14 protein-coding genes and 1 pseudogene are annotated in these 14580 nt (G+C 46.4%); 12 read left to right on the forward strand and 3 right to left on the reverse strand.

Annotation, left to right across the window (positions count from 1 at the left end):
* Positions 1–95: IS3 family transposase (locus ACO0KV_RS17825; protein ID WP_423044148.1), on the forward strand; the 95-nt coding region annotated here is incomplete at its 5' end.
* A 78-nt stretch (positions 96–173) separates the two neighbouring features.
* On the opposite strand, the gene ACO0KV_RS17830 is transcribed toward ACO0KV_RS17825, so the two are convergent.
* Positions 174–1643, reverse strand: a complete 1470-nt coding sequence (locus ACO0KV_RS17830) for an aminoacyl-histidine dipeptidase (RefSeq protein WP_423044423.1) — start codon at positions 1641–1643, stop codon at positions 174–176.
* Positions 1644–1908: 265 nt separating this feature from the next.
* Positions 1909–3426 carry a hypothetical protein gene (locus ACO0KV_RS17835; protein WP_423044425.1) on the reverse strand — a complete coding sequence of 506 codons (1518 nt, stop codon included), beginning with the start codon at positions 3424–3426 and terminating at the stop codon, positions 1909–1911.
* A 378-nt stretch (positions 3427–3804) separates the two neighbouring features.
* Here ACO0KV_RS17835 and ACO0KV_RS17840 point away from each other — a divergent pair, with 378 nt between their 5' ends.
* From ACO0KV_RS17840 to ACO0KV_RS17890, 11 genes are all read left to right on the forward strand, one after another.
* The gene (locus ACO0KV_RS17840; RefSeq protein WP_423044427.1) at positions 3805–4572 is read left to right on the forward strand and encodes a TonB family protein; all 768 of its coding nucleotides are present in this window, start codon (positions 3805–3807) and stop codon (positions 4570–4572) included.
* A gap of 252 nt (positions 4573–4824) precedes the next feature.
* The gene (asnB, locus tag ACO0KV_RS17845; protein ID WP_423044429.1) at positions 4825–6768 is read left to right on the forward strand and encodes an asparagine synthase (glutamine-hydrolyzing); all 1944 of its coding nucleotides are present in this window, start codon (positions 4825–4827) and stop codon (positions 6766–6768) included.
* Between the two features lie 21 nt (positions 6769–6789).
* Positions 6790–7212: a hypothetical protein gene (locus tag ACO0KV_RS17850; protein WP_423044431.1), complete on the forward strand. Its 423-nt coding sequence runs from the start codon at positions 6790–6792 to the stop codon at positions 7210–7212.
* Positions 7213–7221: 9 nt separating this feature from the next.
* Complete coding sequence (locus tag ACO0KV_RS17855) at positions 7222–7674, forward strand: 3-hydroxyacyl-ACP dehydratase FabZ family protein (protein ID WP_423044432.1); 453 nt, start codon at positions 7222–7224, stop codon at positions 7672–7674.
* A 21-nt stretch (positions 7675–7695) separates the two neighbouring features.
* Positions 7696–8010, forward strand: coding sequence for a phosphopantetheine-binding protein (locus ACO0KV_RS17860; RefSeq protein ID WP_423044434.1), 315 nt, complete (start codon positions 7696–7698; stop codon positions 8008–8010).
* Between the two features lie 43 nt (positions 8011–8053).
* Positions 8054–9085 carry a 3-oxoacyl-ACP synthase III family protein gene (locus tag ACO0KV_RS17865; protein WP_423044436.1) on the forward strand — a complete coding sequence of 344 codons (1032 nt, stop codon included), beginning with the start codon at positions 8054–8056 and terminating at the stop codon, positions 9083–9085.
* Entirely contained in the window at positions 9082–9786 is a 705-nt protein-coding gene (locus ACO0KV_RS17870) for a hypothetical protein (RefSeq protein ID WP_423044438.1), read from the forward strand. Before ACO0KV_RS17865 ends, ACO0KV_RS17870 begins: the two co-directional genes overlap by 4 nt.
* A gap of 6 nt (positions 9787–9792) precedes the next feature.
* Positions 9793–10521, forward strand: coding sequence for an SDR family NAD(P)-dependent oxidoreductase (locus ACO0KV_RS17875; protein ID WP_423044440.1), 729 nt, complete (start codon positions 9793–9795; stop codon positions 10519–10521).
* Between the two features lie 16 nt (positions 10522–10537).
* A complete protein-coding gene (locus ACO0KV_RS17880) occupies positions 10538–12883 on the forward strand; it encodes a beta-ketoacyl synthase N-terminal-like domain-containing protein (protein WP_423044442.1) in 2346 nt (781 codons plus the stop codon).
* Positions 12880–13311: an acyl-CoA thioesterase gene (locus tag ACO0KV_RS17885; RefSeq protein WP_423044444.1), complete on the forward strand. Its 432-nt coding sequence runs from the start codon at positions 12880–12882 to the stop codon at positions 13309–13311. The genes ACO0KV_RS17880 and ACO0KV_RS17885 overlap by 4 nt, the downstream gene beginning before the upstream one ends.
* Positions 13298–13969: a 4'-phosphopantetheinyl transferase family protein gene (locus ACO0KV_RS17890; RefSeq protein WP_423044446.1), complete on the forward strand. Its 672-nt coding sequence runs from the start codon at positions 13298–13300 to the stop codon at positions 13967–13969. The genes ACO0KV_RS17885 and ACO0KV_RS17890 overlap by 14 nt, the downstream gene beginning before the upstream one ends.
* A 492-nt stretch (positions 13970–14461) precedes the next feature.
* Here ACO0KV_RS17890 and ACO0KV_RS17895 read toward each other — a convergent pair.
* Positions 14462–14580: pseudogene (locus tag ACO0KV_RS17895) on the reverse strand (IS30 family transposase); the annotation flags it as partial.

The raw sequence follows: 14580 nt of genomic DNA on the forward strand, positions 1-14580 counted from the left end.
ATGAATATATTCGTTATTACAACCATGACCGGATTAAGTTAAAACTAAACGGCCTGAGTCCTGTACAGTACAGAACTCAGGCCGGTAAAACGTAGTAAAAGCCGTCCAACTTTAAGGGTTCACTTCACAAGCGACTCCCTTTTTTATTTGTGAGCGATGATGTGCCGTGCTGATTATGCTTTAGCAGGAATCCGCTCTAACACAGCTAACAACAGTGTCCAGTATTGACCTACCGTCGTGATATTGACCATCTCATCCGGACCATGCGGGAAGCGGATCGTCGGTCCAATCGAGACCATATCCAGATGTGGGTAATGCTTTTTGAACAGACCGCATTCCAGACCTGCATGGATCACCATGATCTCAGGCTCTTTGTGATAGATGCTCTCATACGTTGCTTTGACGATCGCCATCACAGGAGAGCTGGTGTCTGGTTTCCAGCCTGGATAGCAACCAGAGAAAGCGATACTTGCACTGGCTAGGTCGCTCAAGGATTGCAGCGTGCTTTCGATATTTTCACGTCCACTGTCGATCAGTGAACGGATCAGGCATAAGACACTCACGCTGTCTGCTTTGGTTGTGACTACGCCAACATTCAATGAACTTTCGGTGACACCGACAATCGCATCACTCATGCGGATAACGCCATTTGGGCAGGTGTTAAGCACATTGATGAGTTGTTTCTGGGTGTGACTTACCATGGTCTGCGTCGCTGCTGGTGCATCGGTGAGCGTCAGTTTTAGTGCTGGTTCAGTCGCGGATAATTCTGCTTGTAACATGCCTTGGTATTGGGCAACACGTTGCTTGAGCAAATCAACTTGATCAGCAGGGATCGTGAACGTGCAGTGTGCCTCGCGGGGGATCGCATTACGCAAAGAACCGCCGTTGAATTCATTCAACGCAAGCTGCAATTCTGTCGCGTGACCTGCCAGGAAGCGGGCGATGAGTTTATTGGCATTGCCGCGTCCCAGATGAATATTGACGCCTGAGTGACCACCTTTAAGTCCTGACATGCTCAACGTCATGGTCAGATGTTGTTGATTCGCCGGTTGCCATTGAATAGGTACGGTCATTTCAGCATCAACCCCACCAGCGCAACCCATGTAGATTTCACCTTCTTGTTCTGAGTCGGTGTTGATCAGAATTTCCGCGTTCAGCATGCCCGCTTGCAAACCAAAAGCACCAGTCATTCCTGCTTCTTCGTCCACAGTCAGCAACACTTCGAGCGGGCCATGCTTAATCTCATCTGAGCCTAAAATAGCGAGTGCAGACGCCATTCCAATACCATTATCAGAACCCAGCGTGGTACCGCTGGCTTTGACCCAGTCGCCGTCGATCCATGGATCAATCGGATCAGTCACGAAGTCGTGGACTTTGTCGGCGTTTTTTTGTGGAACCATATCCAGATGCGCCTGAATGACCACGATTTTGCGGTCTTCCATCCCAGGTGTTGCTGGTTTGCGAATAATAAGATTACCTACGTGATCAACGATCACTGGCAGGTGATGCTCTTTGGCCCAGTTCTGAATAAACGCACTGAGTACCGATTCGTGTCCTGAAGGATGAGGAATCGCGCAAATTTGTTCAAACCATTGCCATAGTGGGCGCGGAAAAAGCTGATTAATTTCGGTTGCTGTTGTCATTTTTATCTGTATCTAGATCCGGTAAAGCCAGAGTTAATATATCTGAAGCTAAGAACGTCAGTTTAACATAGCTCAATTTGGAGACGTCATTTCAGCGACGTGATTTCAGTAAGGTGATTTCAACAATATGATGACGCATAACCTGATAGCGATTTGCAAAAGAGAAGAGCAGAGAAGACAGGCGGGCGTCGTGAGACGGTAGAAAAGACTGTTGATAACGGATGCTGCCAACGCAGCAGCATCCGCTTGAGGATGACTACTGAGATTAACGACCAGGCAAGCCAAATGGTACGGCCAAGGCGACGTTCGCGACAGTAGAATTAAATTCACCCTTCAAAGAATGGACGCGACCAACACCGATGCGCAGTGCAACGTGTTTGCCCAGAGCGACATTCGCATAGGGAATTGCTTGTACGATAGCACCACCTTGAGAATCAACACCGCCACCGCCTGCGGCACCAACTAGACCTTCAACGCCAAATGAAATCCCATGAGTGATTTCTGGTGAGCGTAGACCCAATCCCACCAGACCAATAGAAAAACCACCCGCATTACCTTTGAGTGCACTGTGCGCTTGTCCGGACAAATACACGGAATCAGAAATATCACGATTCATCACAAAGCCGATGGTTTGCAGACTTTGCTTTGCTCCGCCTTTACGTGCAGCATTCAGGTAATCAGCGCCGTCCAATGCCCATTCGGCATCACGGATAGAGCGGATATCGCTGCCTGATGAAGAACGATTTGCGCTATCGAGTTGTAAGCCGACTTGCAATAATTCATAACGTGATTTGAAATTACCATTTGGTGAGTCAGCCATGCCCGCTTCCAGACCGACAAAGATATACTTGGTGACTTGCCAATGCGCATACACGCCACCCTTGACCAGCGCGCCACCACCGACGTCAATACGGCCGCCGCCGCCAGTACCTAGCGCTGCGACCGCGCCAACCTTGAGCTTATCAGAGAGCACTGGATACTCAACGCCAACAGCACCTAGTACTTCGGCATAGCCGTCAGAAGTGCCACGGGCAAAGGCCCCCGCTTCCAGGCCCCAGAAGACGTTTTCGTTTAAAAATTGATCAGCGCGGAAGCCAGCATAACCGATGTTGCCAGGTGCTGTTCCATCAAGTTTGACCGAGCTTGAACGTGGGTTATAGTTGCCAACATTGAGCATAATGCGATCAAACCCCACACCGCCACGCTGTGAACTCAATAACGATTTCCCACCCAGACCTGGTTGCGTAAAGGTGAAGTCTTCATCAAAACTAGCCACCAGACCAATCTGGTTACTGTTGATATGTCCATTCGGAAAACGCACTTCAGATACCGACAGCCCATATGCAGAACCCTTGGTGTGCCACAGCAGGTCAACGTGTGGACGCACCATCAGCCCGCCACCAACTCCCGCACTGCCACCGCCGCCACCACCGACATAAATACCAGGTTCAATGGTGAGGGAGGACGCCAAGCGCTTACGCCATGTCGCCTCAATACCACCAACAAATAATCCACCACGTTTACCGCTGACTGAGCCATATACCGCTGGACCGACGAACACATCTTGGCTGAGTTCGAGTAAATAGTTACCGCCCAACAGTCCCATTTTTTCATTCCCTGGCATCTTCACGGATTCCAGACTGAACTTCATCAATGAAGGCATGGTTTCCTGCGCATTGCTTAATGGCGCATTCGGAGCCGCGGGGGCTATCTGCGTAACTTGTGCCGAGGCAAACAATGGCGCCAATGCGAGGCTCAACAAGGATAATTTAATTTTTAACATACTGACTTTCAGATTGGGAAAAACGATTCCCGCCGTGCTGGCAGAAGAATTGATAGGCGCTGCTCAGCTATCACTCACTTAGTGCTTTGATCTGCTTGGCGACGTCAAATCAAAAGCGACAAGCGCATGAGTAGCTGCATTTATGTCAAGGTTACCGTAACTATGGACTCGCTTGCAAAACAAACATCCAATATTGTGCCAGCAAATCATCCTATCTAGGTAAAAGGCGAAAGAATGACACGCATGTGACAAGGCACCAAAAAGTCACACGGCGATAGAATATTTCTTAATTGCAAACTTAAAAAGATGTTAATTTATCTTTTTAAGTTATTATTTTTATCTGTTTCATTTTGATTATTTGTCTTGGAATGACCTGCAATGAAAAAACAACTGTTTTACATACGCTCACCTCTTGTTTATATGCATAAGCGAATCCATTCGCTGCTTTTGCGATCAGCCTTTTGTCTCATTATTGCCCCGACCCTCGTACAGCCAGTTAGTGCGCAAGAGGTGCTTAAATCATCTCCCGCTTCTGCCGTGGTTGATTCTTCAGGAGCTGGCGACAATGGAACGGATTCCCCAAAAAAGAACGACGTTACTTTCGACATCAAAAAAACTTGTGCAGTACCAGACTATCCAGAGCCGGCTAAACGCTTTGGATTACACGGTGACACCATCTTGAAATTGATGATCGATAAAAACGGCAAAATTGATTCGTTTGAATTGCTCAGAAGTAGCGGTTGGAAAATGCTCGATATGACCGTTATGCATGCAATTGTTGGTTGCCAGGTACTCCCTCCCGGAAACTGGATCCCAAGTGCGCGTTTAGTTCGCTATAAGTGGATGTTCGACCCGGGCTATATCAGTCCAGGGCTGCTCGATGTTAGTAGCTGCCAACCTTCAGAAACACTTCGCATTGCAGATCCCAAAGAATATGGTTCTGGTCTCGTCGTTGGTGTGTATATCTCTGACAAGGGCAAAGTCGTTGATGCCAAAGTTCAGTGGGAGAGTGATAAAGAAGATCTCAATACAGAAGCACTTCGCATCGCAAAATCATGCAGCTACACCCCCGCAGAAAATAGAGGACTGCGCATCGGTAATGCAGAGTCAATTCGATTTTTGGCTAAGGCTATTGAAGCTAAGTAGAAATTTTTCTGATCTATGATCTCAATGTGTGTGTGAGAGCATTAGGCCTAATACGCATGAAAGCCAACATGGTTAAGATTGCCTAATGCCGTTCTGTATTTTTTTGTTTGATGTATTGATGTCACAAAATTGTAATTAAAAGATAAAGTATGAAATAAAAAGTTACATAGCGACTTGGTAAGTTTCTTAACGTCTATAATTCCTGCCGGCAATAGCAACGTTGGTAGTTTGTTTTTATGCGTAAGGGACGATATGTGCGGTTTGGCAGGATTGATTCAAACTTCTGGTGAACGCGCCCAGTTGATTCAGCAAGTAGAATCCATGGTGCGTCATCTAGCACATCGCGGCCCTGATGGTATTGACGTTGCTTACGATACATGTTGTGCTTTAGGGCACAGTCGTTTGGCGATGATGGATCAAAAAAATGGGCGTCAGCCCTACAGCGATTTAACAGGTCGCTATTGGTTGGTATATAACGGCGAGGTTTATAACTACTGTAGCCTTCGTCATGAGCTCACTACTTTTCACAATCACTTTGAAAGTGATTGTGATACAGAAGTAGTACTCAAATCATTGATCACCTGGGGAACGGATGCCCTGCGGCGCTTTAATGGTGCTTTCGCACTTGCTTTCTATGATCGTTTAGAGCGTCGCCTTTTACTGGCACGTGACCGTTATGGGAAGCGTCCTCTTTTTTACGTTCGTCAGCGAGATAGGTTGAGCTTCGCTTCGGAAGTAAAGTCATTTCTTGGCTTACAGGGTTTTCGATTTCAGTTTAATCCCCTCGGCTTGTCTGAAACATTTTTCGCAGGTGCTCTGATTGGTGGTGAGACTGTATTTAAGGATGTGCAGGAGTTGCAGCCGGGTACAGTTTTAGAATGGAAAAATGACGAGGTTTCTTTTCGCCAGTTTGCTCGCCTACCGATTGCTGAGAAAACCTATCAGGGTACTTACGCGGATGCTTGCGCAGAGTTGCGTCAGATTCTGGGACAAGCGACGCAGCTACGACATCGAACAGATAAAGGCTTAGGTTTGCTATTGAGTGGTGGACTTGACTCTGGAATCGTCGCTGCCGAAACAGTGACAAAGTCTGATGGGGCCAAGATTGCATTTTCGGTTGGATTTGAAGAGGCGCGTTTTGATGAGTCTTCAATGCAGAGGTTGATGGCCGAGCACTGCGGTTTGTCCCATCAAAGTCTTTGCGTCAATGAACAGACAATTGCACAAGCGTTGCCCCAAGCAGTCTGGCATGCTGAAACGCCCCTTCATTGTACTGCACCAGTGCCCATGTGGCTTCTGGGTAAAGCAGTGAAGCAGGCTGGCATATCGGCAGTATTAACTGGCGAAGGTGCCGATGAAGCATTTCTTGGATATGACCTCTTTAAGGAGGTAAAGCTTCGTTTAAATCCCTCAGCGGATAGCTTTCAGCACTTGTATTCTCTTTATCAAAAATGGGGTGCGACTGATCTGGCGAGGGTTCGTCTTAGCGTGCAACGACATGATATAGCCGGACATCCTTTGTTTTCACATCTACTTCGTTTTAGTAATAATCGGCTGTCGACTCGTTTACTTCGTAGACCGATGACACTCGATGAATATTACGATCGGTGGCAACAAACTCAGCCTACGTTAATAGGATTGGATCCGAACCAGCGCGCACGTCAGATAGAGTATCGGTTGCTCCTTTCAGGGTATTTGCTCTCTTCGCAGGGGGATCGGATGTTTGCTGCGCATGGTATTGAAAATCGCTCTCCTTTTTTGGATAACGATGTCGTTGATTTTGCGCTCTCACTTCCAGATGATTGGTGTTTAACGAGTGAGTTACAGGAAAAATATATTTTGCGGGACGCCTACCGAGAACATCTCCCCGACACCATCATTGCCAGAGCAAAACAATCTTATTTGTCTCCCGACATTCAATTTGTTAAATCAAAAAGTGGCAAGCAACTTATCGATGAGTATCTGAATGTTGATTCCTTGACGGATTTAGACTGGCTCGATTCTGATTATGCCGCATTAGCACTTGAACGTTATAGGAAAACACCATCCGAACAATTGTCTAACGCAGATAGTCAGTCAGTACTGATGATGCTGACGACCAGCATATTGCAGCGCCAGTTTATTCATGGAGATCACCCCTTGACGCCTGTCAATCTCGTTATTTCTAAGCGTGAAATGACAGATGTTCATATCTAATGTTCATAACTGATAAAAATAATGAGTCACCCTATTCAATTATCGCCGTTGGTGCCAGATGTTGCGGCACTGAAGCAAAAACCACCATTTCGTTTTGTTGATTACGTAGAGAGTTTTGATCAAAAACAAGGGAGTATCGTCGCATGGATGTCTAGATGTAATAAGGATAACTTTCTGTCTCCAGATGTTTTGTCGACCTATGCGGTACTTGAGGCGCTGGCACAGACCTGCAGTTTTTTGGTGATGTCACAACTGCCTACACGTCGTGGTTACGTTGTTGGTTTCGAAGAGATGCGTTTTACGCCACCTTTATCTTCGGCACCATTTCGTTTGCAGGCAAACCTCTTACAAATAAGTCACCCTTTCTACACGCTAGGCATCGCAGCGACTTGTGATAGTCAATTAGTAGCGCAAGGTAAATTACGTGTTTATGTTGAAGTTTGAGATGAAAAAATGAATAAAACGATTTTTGTAGATAGTTATCTGCGTCAAGAAAAACCTTTTCTATTTGTTGACCGCGCCACCTTAGCACCTAATGGCGAAAAAATAATTGGCTATCGTTATTTCGATGCGAGTGAAAAATATTTTTCTGGTCATTTTCCTGATGAGCCAATAGTACCTGGTGTCCTGCTATTAGAGGCAATGGCACAGCTTTGTCGATTATGGATGAATTACGAAGCAGGTCAGATGAAGCAAGGTTATTTGTCTCAAATTCATACAGCTAATTTTAATCGCCAGGTTCGTCCTGGTGATGAGATTCGTATCGAAGCACGCCGGATACCGGGAGAGCTTACCGTTAATCTTAAAGCGTCACATATAGATCATTTCAAGTGCGCAGTCTATGTGGGAGAAACACGTTGTTCACGCGCCGAAATAGTACTGCATCAGATGTCTAATGCCGATTAATTTAACCTGAAGGAAAATCAAATGATAAATACACGATGGACAAAAGAAAGCATTCTTCAATACGTCAAGCAAGACCTTTTACTTGATCGTCTCGAACTCGCTGAAATGGGCCTGACGTTAGAAAAAATATCAGACGATGCATTGTTGCTGGACGAAAGTGAATTAGGTTTGGACTCCGTTGATGTTTTAGATTTATTGGTCGGTATAGAAAGAAAATTTGGCTTTAAGTTTGAAGAAATTAACAAAAAATTTATTGAAGAGACGTGCATATCATTGGGCCGATTGACCAATTACATTATGATCAGACTGCAACAAAGCAATCATGAATTTGCATAACTATGAGAGAAAGCAAAACGGACATGTTGACGTGGAGCCGTCGATGACTATTCAGAATTTGATACCAATCAGCGTTGTCGGGCTAGGCTCCTATTCTCCCGGCGAGCCTATTACCAATGCGCGTCTCGAAGAGATTTTGAATATTCCGGTAAGCACGATGATGCGCTTTTTTGGCATTGATAGTCGCTATTTCGCAGTATCTCCAGAAACTGGACTACCTATAGAAGAAGGTCTAAATTGCTTAGAAATGGCCGCGCGTGCAAGCGAAGCAGCGTTGCGCCGTGCTGAACTTGACGTCGCTAGCGTTGATCTTATCATTACGGCGACATCAACACCGGATCATGAACTACCACCGTTTCCATTTGAGCTCCAGAAAAGGTTGGGCATCGAGCAGTGCCAAATTCTTGATATTCGTGGTGGTTGCGCAGCCAGCATGCAAGGATTAAAAGTCGCACAAGCGATGCTTCAAGCAGGACAATGCGAGTGTGTGCTGGTGTGCGGTGCAGATTTCGTTTCTGATAAATTTTATAGTCGCCTATTACACGAGGAAGATCCGCAGACGGAGCAAGTCATGAATGCCGCAGTGTTTGGCGACGGTGCGGGAGCGATGATTCTTCAACGGCAGTCAGATCGTAAAAGCGGCTTAGTTGGTCTAGACATCGATTTTTTGAATGTCACATCCCGCTTCACTGGTTTGAAGACTGGTTTTAATCTTAAGCACGGAACCCCCGTGCACGATCATCGCTCCATGAAGGTGGCACTTCCCCATGTTGTTGAAGTAATGCGGCATGAATTTTTATCGCATATAGGTTCTGTCGATAACATTGACCTACTCATCGTTCCACAGGCGAACGGTGCACTGATGGAGCTTAACCAGCAGCATCCTTTAGATGCTAAACAGTTTTATATCGGAAATGAAACAGGTAACGCGCCTGCGGCGGCCATTTTTCGTGCTCTCGATGTGGCATTGACAAGAGGCCTCATCGTTCCGGGTGTGACACGGGTGGGTATGATGGCGCTTGAATCTGCGTCTTGGCTCTATGCGATCGGTCTCCTTCAGGGGGGGCAGAAATGAGAGCGATGATTATGGATGCCGATAGCCATTTGGGTATGGCATTAGCGGACAATTTTTCTGAAGTCGGACACGAAGTCTTACTGCATACACGTACTGCAAATCAATCAGAGTTGGCGATACCAGGAAGTGAACTTGTTGTCGCGCAAGACCCTGTTGAAAAGCTTGAAGATTGGTTTGCTACGCGCGCTACACCGGATTGTATCGTCTTTAATCTCCAACTAAAAGATGAACTTAGCTTACTTAACCATGACGGATCTATTGAGGAACTGATCAGTCAGTTGAGCGACGATTTACCTCGGTTCTTACGCGAATTGCAAGCATTTTCTCTACTTCTGGCACGCGCTGGACGCGGCATTATCTGGGTGGTGATACAGGAAGATAGCGCTGGTTATTATGTACCTATTCCTGTTTCTTCGATTGCGTCAAAAGCGCGAATTGCAGCGATAAAAAGCGTCGCCAAAGAGGTGGCAAGGTTGGGTGTAAAGATCAACGCTATCTCTATTCAGGCATATTCTGAGCAGCTACCAATGAGCGAATGGAAGGACGCTCGTGACGGTTTAAAGGCATTTGCGCTCAAATTTAAACCTATTGCTGTGAACGATATCGCCACTACAATCTGCACTCTTAGTGAAGTACCAAATCTGCCGATCGCAGGGATGGTACTGCCAATCGGCATTGGAATGGCCGAATTTAATATCTAGGTAAATATGAAGCAAACAGTCCTGATTACTGGAGGAACACGTGGCATTGGCCTGAGTGTTGCAGAGCATCTCGCTGCACAAGGGTGGCAAATTGCGGTCAGCTTTCGTGGTGATATAAGTGCAGCAAAAAAATGTGAAGAGCGCTGGAAAAGCCGCGGATATGTTTTTCAATTATTTCAATCTGATCTTTCCGATAAAGAGTCAGCCCAGCGTCTTCCTGCACAAGTCGTCGACGCTTGTGGACGTCTCGATGCCTTAGTCAATAATGCTGGCATGACTGATGATGGTTCATTTTTGTCGATGGAATCAGCGCGGTATGAACGTGTGCTCAACACAAACCTCATTGGCACAATGCGTTTAACGGCAGCAGCCTTACCTTTCTTATTAAAAAGTCCAACACCAATGATCGTCAACATCGCCTCACTGGCGGGTATTGTTGGTAAAGAAGGTCAGGTCGCTTATGCCACGAGCAAAGGTGGCTTGATTGGTTTTACGCATTTGTTGAATCGTAAATATGCGTCGCAGGGGTTGCAAGTCAATGCTGTCGCACCTGGTTTTATTGAAACAGACATGGTGAGTGAACTCAGTTCGGACATGTACGCACATATCTTGAAGGGAACTGCGACAAATCGGATGGGACAACCCGGAGAGGTCGCCGAAGCAGTTTCGTTCCTGCTACGTCCGGGCTACGTACGGGGTACAACGATCAAAGTCGATGGTGGTTTTAAACGTTAGAAAATGCATTTTATTTATGTCTATTGAACACTCTTCTTCTCATGCAGTTGTTATTACTGGCATTGGTATCTGTACACCGATGGGACGTGATGAACGTCGTTTCACCGAGGCGATACTCTCTGGAGCAAGTTGTATTTCGCATGCCACGAGCTTTGACGGGAGTGACTTAGTCAGCGATCTTGTCTCAGAGTTCTCGCCGGATGATACTGAATTTGGACTCTCGCCTGAGATACTGCAAATGGCTGATCGCGGTGCTTGGTTTGCACTTGCTTGTGTGCGTGACGCAGTCGCAGCTGCGCAACTTAATTTACATCAAGTCAACTTGGATAGACTTGCCGTCGTCGTGGGAACCTCGCACAGCGGTATTCAACATATTGAGAAAATTTTCAAAGATATTCTCGCAAAACGGATAGATCTCATTTTTCCGCAAGCGGTAAAAGCGGCGCTGACTGATCATGCTGCGATCTTGGTGTGTCAGGAGTTGCAAGCACGAGGAATCCGAATGACCGTTTCTTCAGCCTGCGCATCAAGCAATACCGCACTCGGTATGGGATATGATCTATTACGTCAGGATCGCGCGGATGTAGTCATTGTCGTTGGTACTGATACCGTATCAGAATCTATTGTTGCTGGATTTAACTGCTTGCGCGCGATGAGCCAGGAACCCGCTGCACCCTTTTCAACACCATCAGGAATTTCGTTGGGCGAAGGTGCTGGTGCAGTGGTATTGGAACGACTGTCAAGTGCGCGCCAGCGTGGAATTGAACCTCGTGCAGAATTGCTGGGGTATGCGCTGTCTGGTGATGCCTATCACGAAACAGCAACTGACCTCGAAGGACGTGGTATCGAGGCTGCGGTGCGCGGTGCTTTGGCTAATGCGGGTCTTAAACCTTCTCACATCGATTATGTTTCTGCACATGGTACAGGTACTGACGCCAACGATATCCCAGAATCATTCGCTACTGAACGTATTTTTGGTAAGGGTACACCAACTAGCTCGCCAAAATCGTTTCTTGGCCATACGTTGGGTGCCAGCGGTATTTTAGAATTGCTATTGACCGTTTTATTGGCAGAACGAGGCATGTTGCCACCGACTCTTAATTTTAAAGGGACACGCCCTGGATGTGCTGATCTTGATTACATTCCCAATGAGGTTCGACCCGGTATTTGTGAGACATTTATTTGCAACAATTACGGATTTGGTGGCAATAACTCGTCAATTATCGTCTCTCGTCGCATTGGAGAGTGCACGCCGCCATTACCCCAACGTCGACGCGTCTTCATGACTGGATATGGCTTACATTTACCGGGTGGCGTTACTCGTGTAGATTGGTTGGCCCCTATCGTCTCGGGTTCCTCCATGATGTCGTGGGATAACGATAATGCGTGCAATGTAACAAGAATTGGGCCATTGACACTCAATGGTAAGCTACGACCCTTTGCTCGCTCTTCACCGATGATTAAATTTGCGCTCAAAGCAGTCGGGGAGTTGGTTGAAAGTAGTCAATTAGAACAAGAGCTAATGCACGATCCGTTAGGAAATGGATTAATTGGCGGCGTCACATATAGCGCACATCGTTCATTAGAGAAATTTATGGAGAGCGTTTTTGTGGATGGAACAGCATTTGCGAGTGCCACCCACTTTCCAATGACCACCATGAATGCAGCAGCAGGACAAGTATCGATTGCGTATGGTATCAAGGGTTTTAACACGACCCTATGCGGTTCGGCCGCAGCGGTAAGTTATGCGATGCAATTAGTGGCATTTGGCCGTCAACAACGTGTTATCACTTTTGGTGCCGATGAACTGACACCAGATTTAATCTCATTAGGATGTCATTTGAATCTGCATTCGAAGGAGATCAATGATGGCTTACCAAGTGGCTATGTTTTTGGTGAAGGCGCGGCAGCATTGTTGCTGGAAAGCGAAGAGAGTGCATTTGCTAGTGGGCGTCAGGTTCTTGCCGAAGTGGCTGGATACGCCTTAGTGCAAGACGGCATGGGTCATTCTGTTTCATCAGACGGCAATGGCATTGTTCGCTCTATGACTTTAGCATTGAACGATGCAGGCCTGGATGCGCAATCCATCCGTCGTGTTTGTATGGCTCACGAAGGCAATCCGCTTCGCCATGCTGCGCAAGAAAATGCACTGTTATCTGTATTTGGACACTGCCAGCCGCAGCGATTAGATCCTACGCCAGTCTATGGGCATGCATTTTCTGCACTTTTGCCGTTATTGCTTGCGCTTGCAACTGAGACGGTAAGAGGTAACGTATCGACCACAGAAACTGGAGGGGCTACGCTTGTTGTTTATACGTCAGTGAGCGGTGATCATTTTTCAGCTGTCGTGGTGCCTGCATGAAGTCAGGTTCAACGATGGAATGGCTGGTGAGTTATGCCGATACCGATGCCGGCGGCGTTGTCTATCATGGGCGCTATATCGAACAAGCTGAGCGGAGTCGGCATCGATTATTGCTTGATATCGACCTGCCGTTTTTAAGCTTAGAGAAAGAAAATGATTGTCTATTCGTGGTCCGCGCAATGAATGCTAGCTATGTGCAGCCAGCATTTCTTGGTCAAAGGCTGACGGTGACGAGTGGGATAAAACAGCTACGTGAAGCATACTCTGTGTGGGATACAACAATTGCAAATGATACGGGTTGTATCTGTATCATTACAGCAAAGCTGGTTTGTCTTTCTGCTAAAGAACGAGTTCTGCGTACGATGCCTGATGACGTCTTTCAGGCACTATTACCAATGACTCGTGAAGGTGGATGTGAAGTCCATTAAGCCACCTTCTATGAACGGCGGTGATATCGCCGTTTGGGTTCTTGGCCGTGAATCTACCGCAGAGCTATATGACCGAACTGAATATTTATCTGCGGCAGAACTTCATCGTGCAACAACGATCGCTCGCTTAAATAAACGCCAAGAATTTATTGCCGCACGGGTTGCACTCCGCTTGCTACTGGCTAACCATCTGGATATCGATCCTAAAACGATAACGTTTGAGCAAACAACAGGTCAGCCGCGTGTTTGCTCCTATCCAACGCAATGTTCTGTTTCACATCGCCATGGTGCTATCGCTGTTGCGATGAGTTCTCAACACCAGATAGGAATAGATTTGGAGCAATTGCGTCCAACAGGGAATGAATTGTTTCGATCGCAGATGTTATTTGGTGCATCATGCGCGACTGGGGTCACTTCCGAGCAACTTCTTGCTGCTTGGTGTGAGTTAGAAGCATTGACAAAACTACGAGGAAAGCATTTGTTAGAGACCCTTCCTGAGTGGCGCCAGATCATCAATAGGATCGGTTTACCCGATCGCTTACCTGCTGATCGCACGTATCATGAATTACGGTTTTCACACTGGGAGCCTTTCCCCATGTCGCGCCTCGTACTCGTATCGTGTAAACCGGGTTCGATCAAGATTCAGATTGATGAATAAGCGAGGTCATTTAACTGAATGCATTGGAACTAACTTGGTAAGTGACAACGATTAAGCATCAAGTGGTGTCGTGTCAAATAGCCGACGATGTTATTTCAAAGAACGTTGAGAAGGATGAATATTGCAGAATTAGGCGATGCCATTGGCTGATTACTAGCAAAGTTTTGAATAGTGCCAATTCTTCCACTCTGCATTTGCCAGTCACCAAAAATGGATAACTGGTTGGTATTCAAATTAATGAACATATTGGTGGCGACACAACCATCAGGATTAGCTTTTATCCAGAATATGGGTTCTTGGTGAATGGTAACTATCGTACTTACCTAGTCGCGATCATTGATTGGAGTTCGACTTTAACAGCACCAGTCGATAGCAGCTAGACAAATAAAAATCCTTTTATCAATCATAAAATCACGACTTTGATTTACATTTTTTTTTGATTTAATGATGAAATCATTTTTCCGCGAGGAGACGTTTTAGTATCGCGCGAGTTCAATTTTGAAGTGCAAGCGTATTTTTGAAGAATACCTGATTGGGTGTAAGGTATCCTAATCTTTTTCTTGGTCGATTATTCAGTCTTTTCATGGCGTGATCAATCTCCTGTTGTGTAA

Origin of the sequence: Undibacterium sp. RuRC25W, from assembly GCF_049339825.1 — a bacterium.
In the GTDB taxonomy this organism is placed as follows: Bacteria; Pseudomonadota; Gammaproteobacteria; order Burkholderiales; family Burkholderiaceae_D; genus Undibacterium.